Here is a 19,374-nt window from a genome sequence, read left to right on the forward strand (position 1 = left end):
GCCCAGACGGATGCGTGGCGCAGTTGCGTGCTCAGCCTGGGGGCAAAGTACGATCTGCAGCACTATGGACCGCCTGCGGGCTACTATGGCTGGGGTCCGGGTTACTGGCGGGGCGGCTGGTGGGATCCGTATTGGTAACGCGTTGGGCAACCCGGCGCGCGAACTCGGCTTTCGTCACCGCTTCACGACCTTCCAGCAGGCGTTCCAGCGTCCGCTGGATGTGACGGACCAGTTCCGGATAGCGCGCATCCGGCGGATGCAGGCTGAAGCGCACCAGCGGCGAGCGCGCCAGCATGGCCGCCGTGGCGTCCGCGACGCGCGGCGACAGGATGCGCCCGCCGCGGTTGCGTGCCGCGTACACGAGCGACGGCGACAGGATGGCGTGCGTGCCGTGCCGGTTGTTTTGCGTGAATGGTGTAGACCTCGCGCGCGCGATGTCCGGGTTCGGTTTGTCTTCCAGCAGATCTTGCGGCACCGCCGGATCAGCGCGGCCGGTCACATCGTGACGCCGGTCCGCGGCGGTCGCACCCGTCCAATTGCGCGCGTCGAACTGCCTGTTGCCGGGGCCTCGGGCAGACTGGTTGCCCGTGCCGGTCTGGACCGCCCCGCTGCCGCCCTGGATGCTCGCGCTGGCGTCACCCCGATACCCCGGCCGAGCGCCAGCGCCCTCGCCGGCACCATTCGACTTCAGCTGACGCTGCGGCCGCGCGACCGGGCGTCGCTCGCCCGACCCCGGCAGGCAATGAAAATGGCTGAACGTGGTCGTGTACGCGAACGGCGCATCACGCAGCGCCCGCCAGGCGCCTGCGCCCAGCAGCCAGGCCGGGGGCACGAAGCCGCTGGGCGTCCAGCCGCGCGCCGCGAACCAGTCGAGGCCCAGCTCCAGGCGCCGCCGCGCTTCCGCTTCCGTCAGCGCCGCGAATTCTCCCTCGCGCCGCGTGTACACGTTGCGCAGGAAACGCGCGCGCAGGCCGCCAGTGCCCGCCTCCGTGTCGAGATGGCTGTAGCCGTGCAGCGCCAGCTCGTCGCCGCGCTCCAGCGCCACGTTCAGGCAGGCTTCCATCGCGAGGGACTGCTCGGGGCGGAAGTGATAATGCGGGACGACGAGCCACGTCAGCGGGATGTCCGCCACGGCGCGCACGGCTTCCACGAGACGCAGGCAATCGCTCCACGTGGCCGGCGCCACGTCGTGGATCGAGACGCACAGCATGTGCTCGTCAGGGGACCAGTCAGTCTGTGACACGGATGCGCTCCCGTTCATGGATCAGGTCGATGGCGAAGTCGGCGGCCGCGTGCGGATACCCGTGCAGCAGGCCTTCGTAGCGGCCGATCACCTGCGGCAGGATCTCGTTCCAGTCGTAGCGTTCGACGGCCCTGCGGCGTGCGGCCAGCCCCATGCGGACGAGGTCGCGCTGGTAGATGGCCTCGATCGCGCCGGCCAGGCTGTCGACGTGGTTCGGCTCGGCCAGGATGCCCGTCTCCGTGTCGACCAGCTCGGCCACGCCGCCCTTGTTCGTGGCGACGACGGGCAGGCCGCACGCCATCGCTTCCAGCACGATCAGGCCGAACGTTTCGCAATCGCCCGGGTGCACGAGCACGTCGCAGCTGGCCAGCAGGCGGGCCAGCTGGCGCTGGTCGCGCCGGAACGGGATGTGCGTAACGCGGTCGCAATACGGCAGCATGCCGCCGCCGCCCACGAGGATCAGGTGATACGGATCGCCCAGCTTGCGCACGGCTTCGATCAGGACGTGCAGCTTTTTTTCCGGCGTGAAGCGGCCCGCGTAGACGAGCAGGCGCGCGTCCGGCGCGAGGCCCAGGTGTTCGCGCAGGGTCTCGTCGCGGCGTTGCGGGCGGAACACGCTGCTGTCGATACCGAGCGGCTGGTGGACCGCGCCGTACACGCCGATCGCGTCCAGCTGCTGCACCATGACGCGGCTGGGTGCGAGCACGAGGTCGAACTGCCGGTACAGGTTGGCGAGGTAGCGGCAGGTGCCGCGCGCGATCCATTGGCCGAAGCGCGGCTGCACGAGGCGCGGCAGGTCGGAGTGGTAGAACGCGACGGCCGGGATGCCGTAGCGCCGGCGCATGCGCAGCGCGGCCCAGGCGCAGTGGCCGGCATCGCCCGCCTCGACGACGTCGGGGCGGACCGATTCCAGCAGACGGGCCGGGCCTTCGACGGACAACGGCATGCGGAAGCCGTGGAAACCCGGCAGGCCGGCGGACGGTATCTTGACGAGCGCGGGCACCGTGTCGTCGCATGTCTCCACATTGGAGCTCATGATGGTGTGCCGGACGCGGCTGCGCCGTGCCAGCCAGTGGGCCTTGGCATTCAGATAGGTGCTGACGCCGCCTCCTTCGGCCGCGTAGAACATCGTGATGTCGACGAGATGCATGCTTGGGGTCCGGTCAAAGTATCCCCACGATAGCAGCGTAGACGGTGCGCCGGGTTTGCGCACTGTCAAGCGAACACCGCCTGCTGCCGGGAGCCGACCTGGCCGCGCAGGCGCCGTCGGGCGCCGCTACGATGCCGTCACTGTTGCGTGACGGTGCAAGGGCTCCCCGTTGTGGGGAGGCCCATTATGCACTGCGCCTGTCGAGCATGGCGCGCGCGATGGTGCCCGCGTCCACGTACTCGAGCTCGCCCCCGACGGGAACGCCGCGCGCGAGGCGGCTGACCTTGAGTCCGCGCGCCTTCAGCATTTCGCTGATGTAATGGGCGGTCGCTTCGCCCTCGTTCGTGAAATTGGTGGCGAGTACGACTTCCTTCACGTCGCCATCGGCCGCGCGACTGATCAGTTTTTCCAGGTGCAGGTCCTTGGGACCGATGCCGTCCAGCGGCGACAGCCGGCCCATCAGCACGAAGTACAGGCCCTTGTACGTGAGGGTCTGCTCGATCATCATCTGGTCGGCCGGCGTCTCGACGATGCACAGGAGTGTCCGGTCGCGCTGCTCGTCGGTGCACAGGTCGCAGACCTCGGTCTCCGAAAACGTATTGCACATCGCGCAGTGATGCACCGCGTCGACGGCCTGGTACAGCGCGCGCGACAGCATCGCGGCGCCTTCGCGGTCGTGCTGCAGCAGGTGGAAGGCCATGCGCTGCGCCGACTTCGGCCCGACGCCCGGCAGGCGGCGCAGTGCCTCGGTGAGGAAGTCGAGCGATTTGGACATAATTGACTCCTGGACCCCGGGGACGCCGGGCCTCCGCCGGTGCTTACTGTGCGCGCCAGGCGGACAGCGCCTCGGCGGTCATGGTGGGAACGAACTCGGTGACCGCATAGGTCGCGAGGCCCGCCTGCGCGAACGGATCGTCGCGCAGCGCGGCGTCGAGCGCGGCGCGGTCGGCCGCATGGGCGACGAGGATGCCGCCGTCGCGCGGCTCCTTGCGGCCCGCCATCAGGAGCAGTCCGCGCGCAGTGTGCTCCTGCAGCCAGGCGCGGTGCGCCGGCAGGTAGGCGTCGATGCGCTCGAGCGGCGCCGTATAGTTCAACGTGACGATAAACATCAGAACGGCATCTTGAAGCCCGGCGGCAGCGGCAGGCCGGCGGTCAGGCCGCTCATCTTTTCCTGGGCGGTGGTTTCGACCTTGCGCACGGCATCGTTGAACGCGGCGGCCACCAGGTCTTCCAGCATGTCGCGGTCATCGCCCAGCAGCGACGGGTCGATCGACACGCGCTTGACGTCGTTCTTGCACGTCATGACGACCTTCACGAGGCCGGCGCCCGACTGCCCTTCGACTTCGATCTGGGCCAGCTGGTCCTGCGCCTTCTTCATGTTGTCCTGCATGGCTTGCGCCTGCTTCATCAGGCCTGCGAGCTGGTTTTTCATCATGATGTGTTCTCCAAAAAAGTCGGACGGGTAAATCGTTTATACAGTTTATACCGGCGCGGGCACGAGCCCGGCTCAGGACGCGATCGGCCGCACGGAACCGGGCACGACGAACGCATCGAACGTGCTCACCATGTCCTGCACGAACGGATCGGCATCGACGGTGGCCTCGGCCTCGCGCTGCAGCCGCTCGCGCCGCGCCTTGGCTTCGGCGCTGGCCGTGTACCAGGTCGGCGCGATCTCGGTCTCGACGTTCACGCGCACGGCCGGGAAGCGTTCCTGCAGCGCCGCGCACAGTTTTTCGCTGTTGCCGCTGGCGCGCAGCGTGTCGACGGGGACGCGCAGGCGGAACATCGCGGCGGCGCCATCGGCCACGCACTCGACCAGCTCGGTCTGGAAGGCGAGCTGCTGCGCCACGCCGCGCAGCGGCAGCGAGGCGGCCAGCGCGGGCCAGTTGCCGTCCCAGTCGATGGCCGGCACGGGCGTGATGACGTAGGCGTACGGCGGCGCGGACGGTGCCGCGACGCGGGCCGGGGTGGGCGGCGCCTGGACTGCCGGGGCGTCCATGGCCACGGCGCTGTCGTCGGAAAATTCGGTGACCCAGGCCGGCGGCTCGTCGTCGGCGACGGCCTGCTCGTCGGCTTGCCCCTGGGCGGCCTGGCGCATCATCGCCGGCTGCGGCTGGGCGGCGGCCTGGGGCTGCGTCCGCGCGGCAGCCGCGGCGGCGCCGTTCGGCGCGCCCTGGTCCCACGGTGCCGGCGCGGCCGCGTGCGCGGGCGCGCCCGGGGCGGGCGCCGACGGCGCGGCAGGAGGCGCGGCAGCGGGCGCCGGATCCGCGGCCGGTGCCGGACGGCGTGGCACGCCACCCATGCGGGAACCGGCGCGCGCCGCTTCCAGCGCGGCATCGAGGGCTGCACGGGCCGACGTCATGGCGCGGCCGGCACCCTGTGCGGATGGCGCGGAAGCCGGTGCAGAAGCGGGTGCCGCGGAAGCCGCCGGGCCGGCCGGACGCGCCGCGGCGGCCGGCGCAGCGGTGGCGGCAGCGGGACGCGCCGGTGCCGCCTGCGGCATCGTGCGCGCCAGCGCGGCCGGCGCGGGCGATGCGGCCTGCTCGGCGCCCCCCTGTCCGGGGCGGAACGCCAGCATGCGCAGCAAGGTCATCGTGAAGCCCGCGTACTCGTCCGGCGCGAGGCCGATCTCGTTGCGGCCGATCACGGCGATCTGGTAATACAGCTGCACTTCCTGCGGATCGAATTGCGTGGCCAGACGCTGGATGTCGGCCAGTTCCGGCAGGTCGTCCGGCAGTGCGGCCGGCACGGTCTGCGCCAGCGCGATCCGGTGCAGCAGGGTGCCCAGGTCCTGCAGCGCGCCGTTGTACGACAGGCTGCGGCTGGCCATCTCGTCGGCAACGGCCATCAGGTCGGCGCCATCCTGGTTCGCGAGCGCATCGAGCAGGCGGACCAGGTAGGACTGGTCGAGCGCGCCCAGCATGCCCTGCACGGCGTCGAGCGTGACGGCGCCGGCCGCATAGGCGATGGCCTGGTCGGTCAGCGACAGCGCGTCGCGCATCGACCCGTGCGCGCCCTGCGCGAGCAGGCGCAGCGCGGGCTGTTCGAACGTCACGCCTTCCTGGCCGAGGATGTTTTCCAGGTGGCCCACGATGTGGCCGGGCGGCATCTGCTTCAGGTTGAACTGCAGGCAGCGCGACAACACGGTCACCGGAATCTTTTGCGGGTCCGTCGTCGCGAGGATGAATTTCACGTGCTCGGGCGGTTCTTCCAGCGTCTTCAGCATCGCGTTGAAGGCGTGGTTCGTGAGCATGTGCACCTCGTCGATCATATAGACCTTGAAGCGTGCATTGCTCGGCGCGTAGACCGCCTGTTCCAGCAGCTGGGCCATCTCGTCGACGCCGCGGTTCGACGCGGCGTCCATCTCGACGTAGTCGACGAAGCGGCCGGCGTCGATCGCGCGGCACGGTTCGCACTGGCCGCACGGTTCGGCCGTGATCGACCCGTTGCCGTCCGGCCCGACGCAGTTGAGCGACTTGGCCAGGATGCGCGACAGCGTGGTCTTGCCCACCCCGCGCGTGCCGGTGAACAGATAGGCGTGGTGCAGCCGTCCGGTACGCAAGGCATGGGTCAGCGCACGGACGACGTGCTCCTGGCCAACCAGCGTTTCAAAGTTCCGGGGACGGTATTTGCGGGCGAGGACTTGATAGGACATACCGCGATTTTACCGTAGACCGGGCGAGGCGCGGCAACATTAGACGCTCGTCGGGAATTCCCCTACACTCGTCTCGTTATTTCAATTCGGAAAATACGAACATGTCACTGCGCATCCCGCTGGCCTTCGCTTCGCTGCTGCTCGCCGTACAAGTCCATGCCGCCGAACGCGAATGGCTCCCGTACCGCAAGCTGGTCGACGTTATCAAGCTCGACAAGTTCGACGCCCTGCCCCCGGCCGAACGCGACAAGGTCATCCTGTACGCCAAGCTGGTGCCGGTAAACAAGACGCTCTCGCCGTTGGATGCGGGCCTCGTCGTCGTGGATGGTGCCAGCCGGACGCCCTTGCCGCTCGATGCCGGCGGCCGCGCACGGATGGTTCTGAACCCGCAGTGGATGGCGCACGACGCGCAGATCTGGACGAGCCTGCCCAAGGGCGAAAAGATGCGCATGGGTTTCGACCTGGGCGCCGTGCTGCCCGAGACGACGCAGTGGCGCTACGCGAGCGTGATGGGTGCCATTCCCCAAACCAATGCCGCGATCGGCAAGGTGGCCGGCGCGCTGAGCCTGTTCGTCCCCACGCTGAAATCGGTGATCTTCAAGTTCGACAAGCCGGCCCAGCTGACCATCAAGGCCGCCGGCGGCGACAAGCGCTATGCCAGCGACGCCAGGCACCATGTCAGGCTCAAGCTCGACGACGACATGCTGAAGGAAAACCCGCTGGTGGAGGTATCGATGCGCCCGCTGGAAGCAGAGATCGATGAATAAGGAAGGTAGTAGGCGAGCCTGATCTGCGGCACTTGCGGTGAACGGCTTTGGCTGCTTCGTTCCCGACCTGACCAGGTAAACCATGCCACAATGCGCAGGGGCCCGCCAGCTCGCATTATAACCGGTTACGGGCATACCGGCAAACCACCGCCGGGATGCGCCGCGCATACCTATATAGAGTGCCCCGCATCAAGCGGACGTCACAGCCCCAGCTGCTGCCAGATCCCATCCACGCGCGCCTTGACTTCCGGCGTCATGACGATGGGTGTGCCCCACTCCCGGTTCGTTTCGCCCGGCCATTTATTAGTGGCATCGATACCCATCTTGCTGCCCAGGCCGCTGATCGGCGACGCGAAGTCGAGGTAGTCGATCGGCGTATTGTCGACCATGACGGTGTCGCGGGTCGGGTCCACACGGGTCGTGATGGCCCAGATCACTTCCTTCCAGTCGCGCACGTCGACGTCTTCGTCCACGACGACGATGAACTTCGTATACATGAACTGGCGCAGGAAGCTCCACACGCCGAACATCACGCGCTTGGCGTGGCCGGCGTACTGCTTCTTCATCTGCACGACGGCCATGCGGTAGCTGCAGCCTTCCGGCGGCAGGTAAAAATCCGTGATCTCGGTGAACTGTTTTTGCAGCAGCGGAACGAACACTTCGTTCAGCGCGACGCCCAGCACGGCCGGCTCGTCGGGCGGTTTGCCCGTGTAGGTCGAGTGATAGATCGGGTCGCGGCGCATCGTGATGCGGTCGATCGTGAACACCGGGAACCAGTCCTGCTCGTTGTAATAGCCGGTGTGGTCGCCATACGGCCCTTCGAGGGCGTGCTCGAAACCGGACGGGTGGTTCTCGTCCGGATAGATATGACCTTCCAGCACGATCTCGGCCGACGCCGGCACGCGCAGCTCGCTGCCGATCGCCTTCGTCAGGACGGTGCGCTGGCCGCGCAGCAGGCCGGCGAACTGGTATTCGGACAGCGTGTCCGGCACGGGCGTCACCGCGCCCAGGATCGTGGCCGGGTCGGCGCCCAGCGCCACCGCCACAGGATACGGCTTGCCCGGATTGGCGATGCAGTGTTCGCGGAAGTCGAGCGCGCCGCCGCGGTGCGCGAGCCAGCGCATGATGACCTTGTTCGGCCCCAGCACCTGCTGGCGGTAGATGCCCAGGTTCTGGCGCTTCTTGTTCGGCCCTTTCGTGATCACGAGGCCCCAGGTAATCAGGGGCGCGACGTCGCCCGGCCAGCAATGCTGGATCGGCAGGCGGGACAGGTCGACGTCGGCGCCTTCCCAGACGATTTCCTGGCACGGCGCGCCCTTCACTTCCTTCGGCGCCATGTCCCACACGGCCTTGACGAGCGAACCCAGGTCCATGATGTCCCGAAAACCCTTGGGCGGCTCGGGCTCCTTCAGACGCGCCAGCACGTGGCCGATCTTGCGCAGCTCGCCGACGTCGTCCGCGCCCATGCCCAGCGCCACCCGCTGCGGCGTGCCGAACAGGTTGGCCAGCACGGGGATCGGATAGCGCTTGCCGGCCGCGTCGACCGGGTTCTCGAACAGCAGCGCCGGCCCGCCGGCACGCAACGTCCGGTCGCACACCTCCGTCATTTCAAGATTCGGTGAAATAGGCGCGGATACGCACTTGAAGTCACCTTTTTCTTGCAACTTAGCAATAAAATCCCGCAGATCAGAATAGTTCATTGAATTTTTAATTCTTTTTTACATCTTTTGAGGTGTGCTAACAATCGCCGGCAAGTGGTTGATTTGCCAAAGAATTGATGAGCGCCTGTACGTTCTTTAGATCTAAAAGTAATAGAACGCTTGAGTGCTAGTATTGACTTGATATAAACGAGCTTCTACAATCCGCCGTATCAAGTGAGGCAGGCCCGTCCAAGACGTGATTCTAGCCGGTCTCATTCTTTCACGGGGTCGGGGCCCCAGCGACATTTTAGGAGTGTTTTCACTGGGCGTCTGCCCAACCAACCCCGAGACAGTTGTTAGCTACTGGGCGCCTCCACTGCAGCGCGGCCCAGCTGAAGCAAGCAATGACGGCGTTCCTCGACCGCTACAGGCGGCGACGGACGGTTTTCTGATGCACGGCATGAGTTCGTTCGAACGCTGCGCTTCCAGCGCGGTGACGGGATGGCTTTTTCCGCGACAAAGGAGAGACGATGATCCATCGCTTCATCGGCACGAGCGCAAGGCTCGTCCAACAGATGGCCAGCCAGCCAGTCACGTGGTCTTCCGTGATCAAAGCGGCACGCGGTGTTTTGACCACCGCACAACATACCTTGACCGTTTTCGGTCTTTCCGCAGTAGCAATGATTGCCCTGCTGTACAGCCGCCCCGATTTTGCAAAACGGGTGTCGGATTTCCTGAGCCCGCAACACGCCATGCCGGCGCAGGTTGCCACCGCCAATCCCGCGGTCCAGCTCGTCGCAGCGCGCGGCGCGGACGCCGTCGAGATCGCGAACGACGACAAGGCGGCGAACCGCCCCACCCGTCAGCAGAAGTATGTGACGGACTGGCTGTCGCGCCGCTACCGCGTGGCCGGCGACGCTGCCAACATGCTCGTCACGACCGCGTACAGCACGGCGCACGAGATCAAGCTGGATCCCCTGCTGATCCTGGCCGTGATGGCCATCGAATCGGGCCTGAATCCGTTCGCGGAAAGCCCGATGGGCGCGCAGGGCCTGATGCAGGTGATGTCCAAGGTCCACAGCGACAAGTTCGAGGAAGTCGGCGGCTCGCAGGCTGCCCTGAATCCGGTCGCCAACATCCGTGTCGGCGCCCTGATCCTGAAGGATTACGTGAAGCGCACGGGCTCCGTCGAAGGCGCCCTCAAGAGCTACGTCGGCGCCGCGGCGGCCGACGACGACTCCGGCTACGGCTCCAAGGTCCTGACCGAATACAAGCGCCTGAAACAGGTCGCGAGCGGCAAGAACGTCCCGATCTACTTCCCGCCGGCACCGGCTGCGGCCCCGAGCACGACCTTGGCCCAGAAAGCGGCCAGCGCGCCGGCCAAGCCGGACACCGCGGCGGCCGATACGGCCCACGGCAGCACCCAGACCGGCGAGACCGTCGCCGGACTCTGAGTCCACACCCTTACACTCCTTTCCTGGTCGAAAGCCACCGTCGGCGCAAGCTGCGGTGGCTTTCATTTTTTACCTGTACCGCTCCCCCGTCGCCCCTGCGGCGACAGGGGCCCAGTTTGTTCGACCTGCCGAGTGAGCAACCGATTCGAATGCCGCTCACTTCGCCTTGGGTCCCGCCTGCGCGAAACGCCGTTCCGGCGCAGCCACATAAAAAAAGCCGCCCTGGTTTCCCAGGGCGGCTTTCTCACTATATATATGTAGCGGGGGCAACGAATCAGCGTCGTGCGTCCGCGTTCACCTCGTCCGGACGCAGCTTGCCGGCCAGGCGGTCGAGCACGCCGTTCACGTACTTGTGGCCGTCGATACCGCCGAACGACTTGGCCAGTTCCACGGCTTCGTTGATCACGACGCGGTACGGGATCTCGATCTGGTTCTTCAGCTCGTACGCACCGAGCAGCAGCACGGCGTGCTCGATCGGCGACACTTCCGCGATCGGGCGGTCGACGGTCGGCGCGATCACTTCGCGCAGCTCGACCGACTGGGCGATCGCGCCGTTCAGCAGCTCCGTGAAGTATTCGCCGTCGGCCTTGTCGAAGCCGTGCGCGGTGCGGATGTTGGTGACGACCGTGGAGGCCGGTTCATTGTTCAGCAGCCATTGATACAGCCCCTGCAGTGCGAACTCGCGCGCGCGGTGACGCGGCGTGCGGTTCTTGTTGGGATTGGCGTGCGATGTCTTGTCAGTCATGGTTGTACTCGATTTACTCTTCTTCGGCCTGCAGTTCTTCGAGGCCCAGCAGCAGGTTGGCCATCTCGACCGCAACGCGTGCCGCATCGGTGCCCTTCTCGGCCATGCGGGCTTCCGCCTGCTCGTCGTTTTCCGTCGTCAGCACGGCGTTGGCGATCGGCATGCCGTAATCCAGGCCGATGCGGGTGATGCCGGCGCCCGACTCGTTCGACACGAGCTCGAAATGGTAGGTTTCACCGCGGATGACGGCGCCCAGCGCGATCAGCGAGTCGAATTGCTGCGTCTCGGCCATCTTTTGCAGGGCCAGCGGGATTTCCAGCGCGCCCGGGACGGTCACGTGCAGGATGTCCTCGTCGGCCACGCCCAGGTGCTTCAGTTCTGCCAGGCAGGCCGACAGCAGGCCATGGCCGACATCGGCATTGAAACGTGCCTGCACGATACCGATGCGCAGGCCTTCACCTGCCAGATTGCTTTCAAAAGTTCCTACCGTCATGGCTATGCCTCTTGTTCTTTCGTTGATTAATAGTTCAATGGTACCGCGTTATGCCGAGACGTCGCATCCGGGCTTGGCCAGGTAGCCGGTGACTTCGAGGTCGAAACCGGCCATCGACGGCATCTTGCGCGGGTTGGCCAGCAGCTTCATCTTGCGCACGCCGAGCTGGCGCAGGATCTGCGCGCCGATACCGTAGGTGCGCAGGTCCAGGTTGGCCGCGCGGCCGACCGCGCGCGTCGGCTTGTCCTGGAACTGGGCGAACAATTCGTCGGCCGTTTCGGCGCAGTCGAGCAGGACGATGACGCCCGCCTCCGCCCGCTTCACGGCCTCCATCGCGGCGGCGAGATTCCACGAGTGCGACGTCGAGGCGCTGTCCAGCAGGTCGAGGATCGACACCGGCTGGTGCACGCGCACGAGCGTCTCGCGGTCTTCCTGCGGGTCGCCGTGGACGAGCGCCAGGTGCGCCGAGCCGCTCGGCTTGTCGCGGAAGGCCACCAGCTTGAACTCGCCGTGCACGGTGGCCAGCGAACGCTCCGCCACGCGCTCGACGAGGGTCTCGTTCTGGCTGCGGTAATGGATCAGGTCGGCGATGGTGCCGATCTTGAGGTTGTGCTCCTGCGCGAATTCCAGCAGGTCCGGCAGGCGTGCCATCGTGCCGTCTTCCTTGATGATCTCGCAGATGACGGACGCCGGGGTCAGGCCCGCCATTTCCGTGAGGTCGCAGCCCGCCTCCGTATGGCCGGCGCGCATCAGCACGCCGCCCTTGACGGCACGCAGCGGGAAGATGTGGCCCGGCTGGACGAGGTCTTCCGGCTTGGCATCCTTCGCCACCGCCACCTGGATGGTGCGGGCGCGGTCCGCCGCGGAGATGCCCGTCGTGACACCTTCCGCCGCCTCGATCGAGACGGTGAAGTTGGTGCCGAACGACGTGCCGTTGCGGGTCGTCATCATCGGCAGTTCGAGGCGGTCGCAAATCTCCTCGGACAGGGTCAGGCAGACGAGGCCGCGCGCATGGCGGATCATGAAATTGATCGCCTCCGGCGTGACGTGTTCGGCGGCGAGCACCAGGTCGCCCTCGTTCTCGCGGTCTTCCTCGTCGACCAAAATGACCATGCGCCCGGCGCGCAGTTCGTCAACGATTTCCTGGGTGGTGGAGATGGGCATGTGGATTCCTCGAGAGTACGGACCGGCTGGTGCGGAAATCCGCTATTTTAAAGGATTTGCCAGTCCTCGGCCGTATCCCCGTCGGGGGCCGCGCACTCTAGAGTCCCGCTACCACTGTCGCGGCATTGTTTCGTTGCATAATGACAACGACCCGCATTGTTCGGCCTGCATTACATCATGCTCATTTACAAGTGTGGCCTAAGCCGGGCAAGGTAGAATGATTTTTTTCCGTGCCGAGGACGTCGTCGCATGCTCATCCGTATCGCCCGCATCACTTTTCTCGTCGCCGCCCTGCTCGTGCAGGGCGTGGCGCCGGGCGCGTCCCTCAAGCTCGACGATCCGCTGCCGATCGGGGCCCAGGTCAAGGTCGGCAAGCTCGACAATGGCCTGACCTACTACATCCAGCGCAACCGCATGCCCGAGCACAAGCTGGAACTGCGCCTCGTCGTCAGGGCCGGCTCGATCCTCGAGGACGAGGACCAGCAGGGCCTGGCCCACTTCACCGAGCACATGGCCTTCAACGGCTCGCGCCATTTCAAGAAGCACGAGCTCGTCTCGTACCTGCAGTCGATCGGCGTAAAGTTCGGCGCCGACCTGAACGCCTACACCTCGTTCGACGAAACCGTCTACATCCTGCCCGTGCCGTCCGACCGCAAGGACGACCTCGACAAGGCCTTCCTCGTACTGGAAGACTGGGCCCACGGCCTCACGCTGACGGACGCCGACATCGACAAGGAACGCGACATCGTGCTCGAGGAAGCCCGCCTCGGCAAGGGCGCCGGCGACCGCATGCAGAAAGTGCTGATGCCGAAGATCTACAACGGCTCGCGCTATGCCGACCGCCTGCCGATCGGCCAGGAAGACGTCATCCGCACGTTCAAGCCGGACACGCTGCGCCGCTTCTACAAGGACTGGTATCGCCCCGACCTGATGGCGGTCGTCGCCGTGGGCGACATCGATCCCGCCCAGGCCGAGAAATTGATCCGCCGTCATTTCGGCGGCCTGAAGAATCCCGCTCACGCGCGTCCGCGCGACTACGCGAAGATCCCGGCACGCACGGACAACGAGGCGCTCGTCGTCACCGACAAGGAAGCGGGCCCGGCATCGATCCTGATCCGCTACCCGCTGCAACCGTTCCATGAGCGCGCCACCCTGCGCGGCTACCGCGAGCAACTGGTCGAAGCGCTGTTCGCGGGCATGCTGAACCAGCGCTTGCAGGAATTGTCGGCGCTGCCCTCCCCGCCGTTCATCGGTGCGAGCAGCGCCCTGTCGCGCCTGACGCCGCGCTACCGCTCGTACAACGCGATGGCCGCGCTGGGCATGAACGGCGCCACCGTCGCCATCGATGCGCTCGTGCAGGAAAACGAGCGCGCCCGCCGCTTCGGCTTCACGGCGAGCGAACTCGATCGCATGAAGAAGACGATGATGCGCACCTACGAGCGCGCCTGGAATGAGCGCGACAAGACGGATTCCGCCGTCCACGCCGCCGAATTGATGCGTAACTTCCTCGAAGGCGAATCGATTCCCGGCATCGATGCGGAGTACCGCTACGTGAAGGAACTGGCACCCGGGATCACGCTCGCGGAGATCAATGCCTACGCCGCCAGGACCATCCCGGCCGACTCCGGCAAGCTCGTGATCTACACGGGGTCGACCAAGACGGAAGGCGACGCCCCGATTCCCACCGGCGCGCAATTGCTGGCGGCCGTCACGGACGCGGAGAAGCGCGACGTGAAGGCGCACGACGAAAAGGCCGTCGCCGCGCACCTGATGGACCAGCCGCCCGCGCCCGGCAAGATCGTCGAGGAAAGCCGCGATGGGAGCCTCGGCCTCACGCGGCTGACGCTGTCGAACGGCGTCAAGGTGATCCTCAAGCCGACGACGTTCCGCAACGACCAGGTCCTGATGAGCGCCGCGCGGTTCGGCGGCCAGAGCCTGTTCGACGACAAGGACATGTTCAACGCCCGCTACGCCGACACGATCGTCGCCGCGATGGGCCTGAAGGATTTCTCGCCGCTGGACATGCGCAAGATCCTGGCCGGCAAGGCCGCCTCCGTGAGCGCGGGCCTGGGCAACAACACCGACGTCGTCGCGGGCACGGCGGGCGCCACCGACGTCGAGACGATGCTGCAGATGGTGTGGCTGAAGTTCGCCGGCGTACGCCGCGACGAAGACCTGTACAAATCGTTCATCGGCAAGCAGATGGAACTGGCGCGCAACCGCCTGTCGCAGCCGGGCGCCCTGTTCGGCGACACCGTGCTGGCCACCTTGTACAACAATAATCCGCGTGCCCCGCGCGCCCTGCGTCCCGAGGACATCGGCAAGATCGACCTCGACCGCGCGATCGCCATCTACCGCCAGCGCTTTTCCAGCGCCAAGGACCTGACGTTCATCTTCGTGGGCAGTTTCGACGTGGCCGCCATCAAGCCGCTGATCGCGACCTACCTCGGCAGCCTGCCCACGCCGGACATCCCGACCGCCTTCCGCGACCTCGGCATCCGTCCCGTGACGGGCGTCGTCAAGCGCGAAATCAAGAGCGGCTCGGAAGACCGCAGCAACGTGTCGCTGACGTTCACGGGCCCGGGCGAGGTGACGGAACTGGAAGAACTGCGCCTGTCCGCGCTGGCGGAAGTGATGAACATCCGCATCATCGACATCCTGCGCGAAAAGCTGGGCCTGATCTATGGCGGCGGCATGGAAGCCTCGATGACGCGCATCCCGTACAGCCACTATACGATCGGCGTCCAGTTGCCGACGGGCCCGGACAACGTCGACAAGGTGCTGGAGGCAACGTTCGCGGAGATCGATCACATGCGCAAGGATGGTCCGACGCAGGAAGACCTGGACAAGGTCAAGACGAACTGGCTGCAGACCTACCGCAAGTCGCTGCAGGAAAACGCGTACTGGCTGGCCGCCCTGCAGACGTCGCTGACGGAAGGCACCGATCCGGGCACCATCCTCACGTTCGACAAGGACATCCAGAACCTCACCGTGGACGACGTCAAGCGGGCGGCGCAGCGCTACCTGAACAAGGAGAACTACGTGCAGGTGGTGCTGAATCCGGAGGCCAAGGCCGCCGCGGCCCAGGCGCGAAATGACACCGGGAAGAAACCCGGCGAATCCTGATTACTTCAAGTACTTGTTGAACCACGCGATCTCGCGCGCCCGCAGGTCGCGCTGGTTCTCCGGCTTGCGGAACGCGTGTCCCTCGCCGTCAACCACGAGCAAGGTGGTCGGCACGCCCATCGCCTTCAGGCCGTGCCAGAACTCGAACGATTGCGCCGGCGGGCACTCGACGTCGCGCTCGCCCACGTAGATGAAGGTCGGCGTGCGCGCCGCCTTGATCGATTCGATCGGCGACGCGGCGCGGTAGACGGCGGGATCGTCGTACATCGTCGCGCCGAAGTACGGCACCATCCACTGGTCGATGCCGTTCTGGCCGTAGTAGCTGATCCAGTTGGCGATGCCGGCGCCGGCCACCGCGGCCTTGAAGCGCTGGCTGTGCGTGACGCCCCACATCGTCATGAAGCCGCCGTAGGAATGCCCCATCAGCCCGAGGCGGTTGCCGTCGATGGGCGCGCGCGCGATGACCGCGTCGACGCCGGCCAGGATGTCGCGCCAGTCGCCGCCGCCGAAGTCGCGCCGGTTCGCGCGCGTAAACGCCGCGCCCTGGCCATAGCTGCCGCGCGGGTTCGGCATGAAGACGAAATACCCTTCCTTCACGAGGTCGCGCGCGAGCGGGTTGCCGTTGTCGCCGGCCGCCACGTAGCGCGGCGACGCGGCCGCCGCCGGGCCGCCATGCACCTGCACGATCATCGGGTAGGTGCGGCCCGCCTCGACGCTGCGCGGGCCCAGCAGCCAGCCCTGCACGTTGAACCCGTCGTTAGCCCAGCTGATGCTGCGCGCGGAAACCTGCGGCAGGAACCCGTCGTTGTCGCGGGTGATGGGCACCAGTTCCGGCAGGCGTCCGGCAACGATGCGCGGCGCGTGCTCGAAGTCTTCCGTCACCGACGCGGCCACGCGGCCGTCCGCGCTGAACACGACCCGCCCGTCGCGTCCCGCCGAGACGCCCACGGGCGCCTGCCACAGCATGCGCGCGCTGCGCGCCCCGGGATCGATCGCGGCGATGCCGGCGTCGCTGCCGGCCAGCACGGACGCGAGCAACTCCTTGCCGCGCCACGTGATGCCGTTGAACGTGCCTTTGTAATCCGGCGTGACGTCGACCGGTTCCCCGCCTTCCAGCGGCACCGTGTACACGTCGCCGCCGACGGAGCCGAAGTCGCTCATCAGGCCGCCGATGAACGCGACCGTGCGCCCGTCCGGCGACACGTGGGGCATGTTCATCTGCATCTTCGGCGCCGCGATGATGCGCAGGCGGCCGCTCGCCGCGTCGACGTGACCGAGCGTTGCGATCCACCAGTTGTTGTCGCCATTGCCCCGCGCGCTCGTGACGACGAAGCCCTTGCCGTCCGGCGTCCAGTCATATTCGTAGATAAAGGTATCGCCTGGCGACACGAGGCGGTAGTCGCCGCCTGCCGCGGGCACGATCGCGATGCGCTGCTCGTCCTCTTCCTGCGCGAGGCCGATCTCGCCGACCTGGCGCGCCCCCGCCTCGACGGCACCCGTGAGCTTCTTCGCGCCGACCGTCGCGAGGAAGGCGACCTGGCGGCCGTCCGGCGACCAGCGCACCGTGCCGGCGACGCCTCCGATCGTGGCCAGCGGCGTCACGCGGCCGTCGCGCACCAGCACGACGCTGGCGGTGCCGGCCCTCGGATCGGCGACGATGGCGGCCAATGTCTTCTGGTCCGGCGACCACGCGAGGGACTCCAGGCGGCATGGCGCGCAATCGGATTTCTGCCACGTCGACGCGATCCTTCCGGTGGCCGTATCGCGCACGACGATGCGCGGCCCCGTCTTCGGTTCACCCTCCACTGCTTCCACCGCCGCGATGCGCTCGCCGCTTGCCGTCATCGCGAGCGTTCGGTAGGTGCGCATGCCGGCAGGATCGGCATGTGCCAACGCGGCCGCCGCCAGCAGCACGGTCAATGCCGCGCCGCGCGCGACGGTCTTGCCATCGAGGGAAAGGTCCCGGGTCATGTGTCGTCCTTGTTATCGTTGCGGTGCCAACGTAAAGACGGACAGGCCGGCTACGCTGGCACGAAGGCCAGCAGGCAGTCTACGCCATTCGCTCAGGCCTTGGCGGCGCTGAGCATGCGCTCCACGTAGCGTGCGATGAGATCGATTTCGAGATTGACCTTCTTGCCGGCGCGCAGGTGCTTCAGCGTCGTAACGGCGATCGTGTGCGGGATCAGGTTGATCGAGAAGCGGCAGCACTGGCTGCCGGCGGCGTCGATGTCCTCGACGCTGTTGACGGTCAGCGACACGCCGTTCACGACGACGGAACCTTTATAGGCCAGGTACTTGCCCAGGTCGCGGGGCGCGTCGACGACGAGCTTCCACGACTCGCCCACCTGCTCGAAGCTGTGCACGTCGCCGAGGCCGTCGACGTGGCCCGAGACGAGGTGGCCGCCCAGGCGCTCGGCCAGGGTCAACGCCTTTTCCAGGTTCACTTCGCCCGGCTGGTCGAGGCCCACGGTGCGATTGAGGCTCTCGCGCGAGACGTCGACGGCGAACGCGCTGTCCGTCTTCTCGACGACGGTCATGCAGGCGCCGTTGATGGCGATCGAGTCGCCCAGCGCGACGTCGGCCAGCGGCAGGCCGCCCGCGTCGATGTCCAGGCGCACGCCGGCATCCGCGCCGTCCGCGAGCGGGGTAACCGATTTGATGCTGCCGACGGCAGCGACGATTCCGGTGAACATGATCTCTTCCTTTGTTTTGACAGTATCGGTATTACGCGTGGCGCTTCGGATCCTCGTCCCGCTTGAAACGCGCCAGGATGCGCAGGTCCGGCCCGACCTGGGCCACGCCGTGGAAATGCAGCGGCAGCTTGTCGGCGAGGTGCGCGAGCGGCGGCAGCGCGAACATCCCCTGCCCCGGGCCGACGAGGCTGGGCGCGAGGTAGACGAGCAGCTCGTCCACGCAGCCCTCGCGCACGAGCGAGGCGTTCAGCTTGGAACCGGCCTCGACGTGCAGCTCGTTGATCTCGCGCCGCCCCAGCTCGCGCATCAGCGCGGGCAGGTCGACCTTGCCGGACGCATTCGGCAACATGAGGATCTCGTGTCCCAGCGCCTGCAGCGCCGCTTCCTTGTCCGCGTCCGGCACGGCGGCCACGATCCAGCACGGCTCGCCCTGCAGGATGCATGCGTCGAGGTCGATGTCGAGGCGGCTGTCGACGATCACGCGGCGCGGCTGCAGCGGCGTATCGATGCCGCGCACCGTCAGCTGCGGGTTGTCGACCTTGATCGTGCCGATGCCGGTCAGGATCGCGCTCGCGCGCGCGCGCCACGCGTGGCCGTCCGCGCGCGCCTGGGGGCTCGTGATCCACTGGCTCTCGCCGTTGTCCAGCGCCGTGACGCCGTCCAGGCTGGCCGCCGTCTTCAGGCGCACCCACGGCCGCCCGTGGCGCATGCGCGTGAAAAAGCCGATGTTCAATTCATGGGCCGGTTCGGCCAGCAGGCCCGCGCTGACCTCGATCCCGGCCGCTTCCAGCTGCGCGAGGCCGCGCCCGGCGACGAGCGGATTCGGATCGACCATCGCCGCCACGACGCGGCCGAGGCCCGCCTGGATCAGCGCGTTCGAGCACGGCGGCGTGCGGCCGTAATGGCTGCACGGCTCCAGCGTCACGTAGGCGGTGGCGCCGCGCACGTCGTTGCCGCGCGCCTGGGCATCACGCAGCGCCTGGATCTCGGCATGGGCCTGGCCCGCGGCCTGCGTGTGGCCCGCGCCGATGACGGTGCCGTCGCGCACGATCACGCAGCCGATGCGCGGGTTGGGCGCGGTGATGTACATGCCCTTCGCCGCCCATTCCAGGGCCAGCGCCATGCCGTCGGTATCGCTCTGTATCTGCACTCTCGTTTCCGGTCTCGCTACGTTGTGTTGCCAGGTTCGCACTGGCGGCGTCCCGCCGCTTGAAGGTTCACGCTGGCGGCGTCTCGCCGCTTGA

General features: G+C 66.9%; 16 protein-coding genes and 1 other RNA gene. 3 read left to right on the plus strand and 14 right to left on the minus strand.

Features of this window, described 5'->3' with window-relative positions:
• Window positions 1-31: 31 nt before the first annotated feature.
• The 6 genes from ACEN9H_RS21180 to ACEN9H_RS21205 form a co-directional block, all read right to left on the minus strand.
• Entirely contained in the window at window positions 32-1,243 is a 1,212-nt protein-coding gene (locus tag ACEN9H_RS21180; protein ID WP_413671966.1) for a DUF2334 domain-containing protein, read from the minus strand.
• Window positions 1,230-2,393 carry a glycosyltransferase family 4 protein gene (locus ACEN9H_RS21185; RefSeq protein WP_413671967.1) on the minus strand — a complete coding sequence of 388 codons (1,164 nt, stop codon included), beginning with the start codon at window positions 2,391-2,393 and terminating at the stop codon, window positions 1,230-1,232. Before ACEN9H_RS21185 ends, ACEN9H_RS21180 begins: the two co-directional genes overlap by 14 nt.
• A 184-nt stretch (window positions 2,394-2,577) precedes the next feature.
• Complete coding sequence (recR, locus tag ACEN9H_RS21190) at window positions 2,578-3,168, minus strand: recombination mediator RecR (protein WP_413671968.1); 591 nt, start codon at window positions 3,166-3,168, stop codon at window positions 2,578-2,580.
• A 43-nt stretch (window positions 3,169-3,211) separates the two neighbouring features.
• Window positions 3,212-3,502: a YciI family protein gene (locus tag ACEN9H_RS21195; RefSeq protein WP_160408450.1), complete on the minus strand. Its 291-nt coding sequence runs from the start codon at window positions 3,500-3,502 to the stop codon at window positions 3,212-3,214.
• Entirely contained in the window at window positions 3,502-3,828 is a 327-nt protein-coding gene (locus tag ACEN9H_RS21200) for a YbaB/EbfC family nucleoid-associated protein (RefSeq protein WP_413671969.1), read from the minus strand. Before ACEN9H_RS21200 ends, ACEN9H_RS21195 begins: the two co-directional genes overlap by 1 nt.
• 72 nt (window positions 3,829-3,900) lie before the next feature.
• On the minus strand, window positions 3,901-6,048 hold the full coding sequence (locus tag ACEN9H_RS21205; protein WP_413671970.1) for a DNA polymerase III subunit gamma/tau: 2,148 nt from the start codon (window positions 6,046-6,048) through the stop codon (window positions 3,901-3,903).
• Window positions 6,049-6,149: 101 nt separating this feature from the next.
• Here ACEN9H_RS21205 and ACEN9H_RS21210 point away from each other — a divergent pair, with 101 nt between their 5' ends.
• Complete coding sequence (locus ACEN9H_RS21210; RefSeq protein ID WP_413671971.1) at window positions 6,150-6,815, plus strand: hypothetical protein; 666 nt, start codon at window positions 6,150-6,152, stop codon at window positions 6,813-6,815.
• Window positions 6,816-6,823: 8 nt separating this feature from the next.
• Here ACEN9H_RS21210 and ffs read toward each other — a convergent pair.
• Together ffs and ubiD are read right to left on the minus strand one after the other, a co-directional pair.
• An RNA gene (gene ffs / locus ACEN9H_RS21215) (signal recognition particle sRNA small type) lies at window positions 6,824-6,922 on the minus strand.
• 93 nt (window positions 6,923-7,015) lie between these two features.
• Entirely contained in the window at window positions 7,016-8,515 is a 1,500-nt protein-coding gene (gene ubiD, locus ACEN9H_RS21220) for a 4-hydroxy-3-polyprenylbenzoate decarboxylase (RefSeq protein WP_413671972.1), read from the minus strand.
• A 620-nt stretch (window positions 8,516-9,135) separates the two neighbouring features.
• On the opposite strand from ubiD, the gene ACEN9H_RS21225 reads away from it, so the two are divergent.
• Window positions 9,136-9,909 (plus strand): transglycosylase SLT domain-containing protein, encoded by a 774-nt coding sequence (locus ACEN9H_RS21225; RefSeq protein ID WP_413671973.1) that lies wholly within the window; start codon window positions 9,136-9,138, stop codon window positions 9,907-9,909.
• 274 nt (window positions 9,910-10,183) lie between these two features.
• Here the strand turns inward: ACEN9H_RS21225 and nusB are convergent, their stop codons facing one another.
• The 3 genes from nusB to ribBA are packed head-to-tail and all read right to left on the minus strand — an operon-like array spanning window position 10,184 to window position 12,311.
• Complete coding sequence (nusB, locus tag ACEN9H_RS21230; RefSeq protein ID WP_056127339.1) at window positions 10,184-10,654, minus strand: transcription antitermination factor NusB; 471 nt, start codon at window positions 10,652-10,654, stop codon at window positions 10,184-10,186.
• Between the two features lie 13 nt (window positions 10,655-10,667).
• A complete protein-coding gene (gene ribH, locus ACEN9H_RS21235) occupies window positions 10,668-11,147 on the minus strand; it encodes a 6,7-dimethyl-8-ribityllumazine synthase (RefSeq protein WP_056127338.1) in 480 nt (159 codons plus the stop codon).
• A 48-nt stretch (window positions 11,148-11,195) separates the two neighbouring features.
• Window positions 11,196-12,311 (minus strand): bifunctional 3,4-dihydroxy-2-butanone-4-phosphate synthase/GTP cyclohydrolase II, encoded by a 1,116-nt coding sequence (gene ribBA / locus ACEN9H_RS21240; protein ID WP_413671974.1) that lies wholly within the window; start codon window positions 12,309-12,311, stop codon window positions 11,196-11,198.
• 249 nt (window positions 12,312-12,560) lie between these two features.
• On the opposite strand from ribBA, the gene ACEN9H_RS21245 reads away from it, so the two are divergent.
• Window positions 12,561-15,437, plus strand: a complete 2,877-nt coding sequence (locus ACEN9H_RS21245) for a M16 family metallopeptidase (protein ID WP_413671975.1) — start codon at window positions 12,561-12,563, stop codon at window positions 15,435-15,437.
• Here ACEN9H_RS21245 and ACEN9H_RS21250 read toward each other — a convergent pair whose 3' ends face one another.
• The 3 genes from ACEN9H_RS21250 to ribD all read right to left on the minus strand — a co-directional run bounded on the left by ACEN9H_RS21250 (window position 15,438) and on the right by ribD (window position 19,280).
• Window positions 15,438-17,408, minus strand: coding sequence for a prolyl oligopeptidase family serine peptidase (locus ACEN9H_RS21250; RefSeq protein WP_413671976.1), 1,971 nt, complete (start codon window positions 17,406-17,408; stop codon window positions 15,438-15,440).
• A gap of 92 nt (window positions 17,409-17,500) precedes the next feature.
• The gene (locus ACEN9H_RS21255) at window positions 17,501-18,130 is read right to left on the minus strand and encodes a riboflavin synthase (protein ID WP_056127327.1); all 630 of its coding nucleotides are present in this window, start codon (window positions 18,128-18,130) and stop codon (window positions 17,501-17,503) included.
• A 31-nt stretch (window positions 18,131-18,161) separates the two neighbouring features.
• Entirely contained in the window at window positions 18,162-19,280 is a 1,119-nt protein-coding gene (gene ribD / locus ACEN9H_RS21260; protein ID WP_413671977.1) for a bifunctional diaminohydroxyphosphoribosylaminopyrimidine deaminase/5-amino-6-(5-phosphoribosylamino)uracil reductase RibD, read from the minus strand.
• Window positions 19,281-19,374: the final 94 nt, after the last annotated feature.

The sequence above is a fragment of the Massilia cellulosiltytica genome (genome assembly GCF_047325105.1).
GTDB lineage: Bacteria > Pseudomonadota > Gammaproteobacteria > Burkholderiales > Burkholderiaceae_D > Telluria > Telluria orientalis.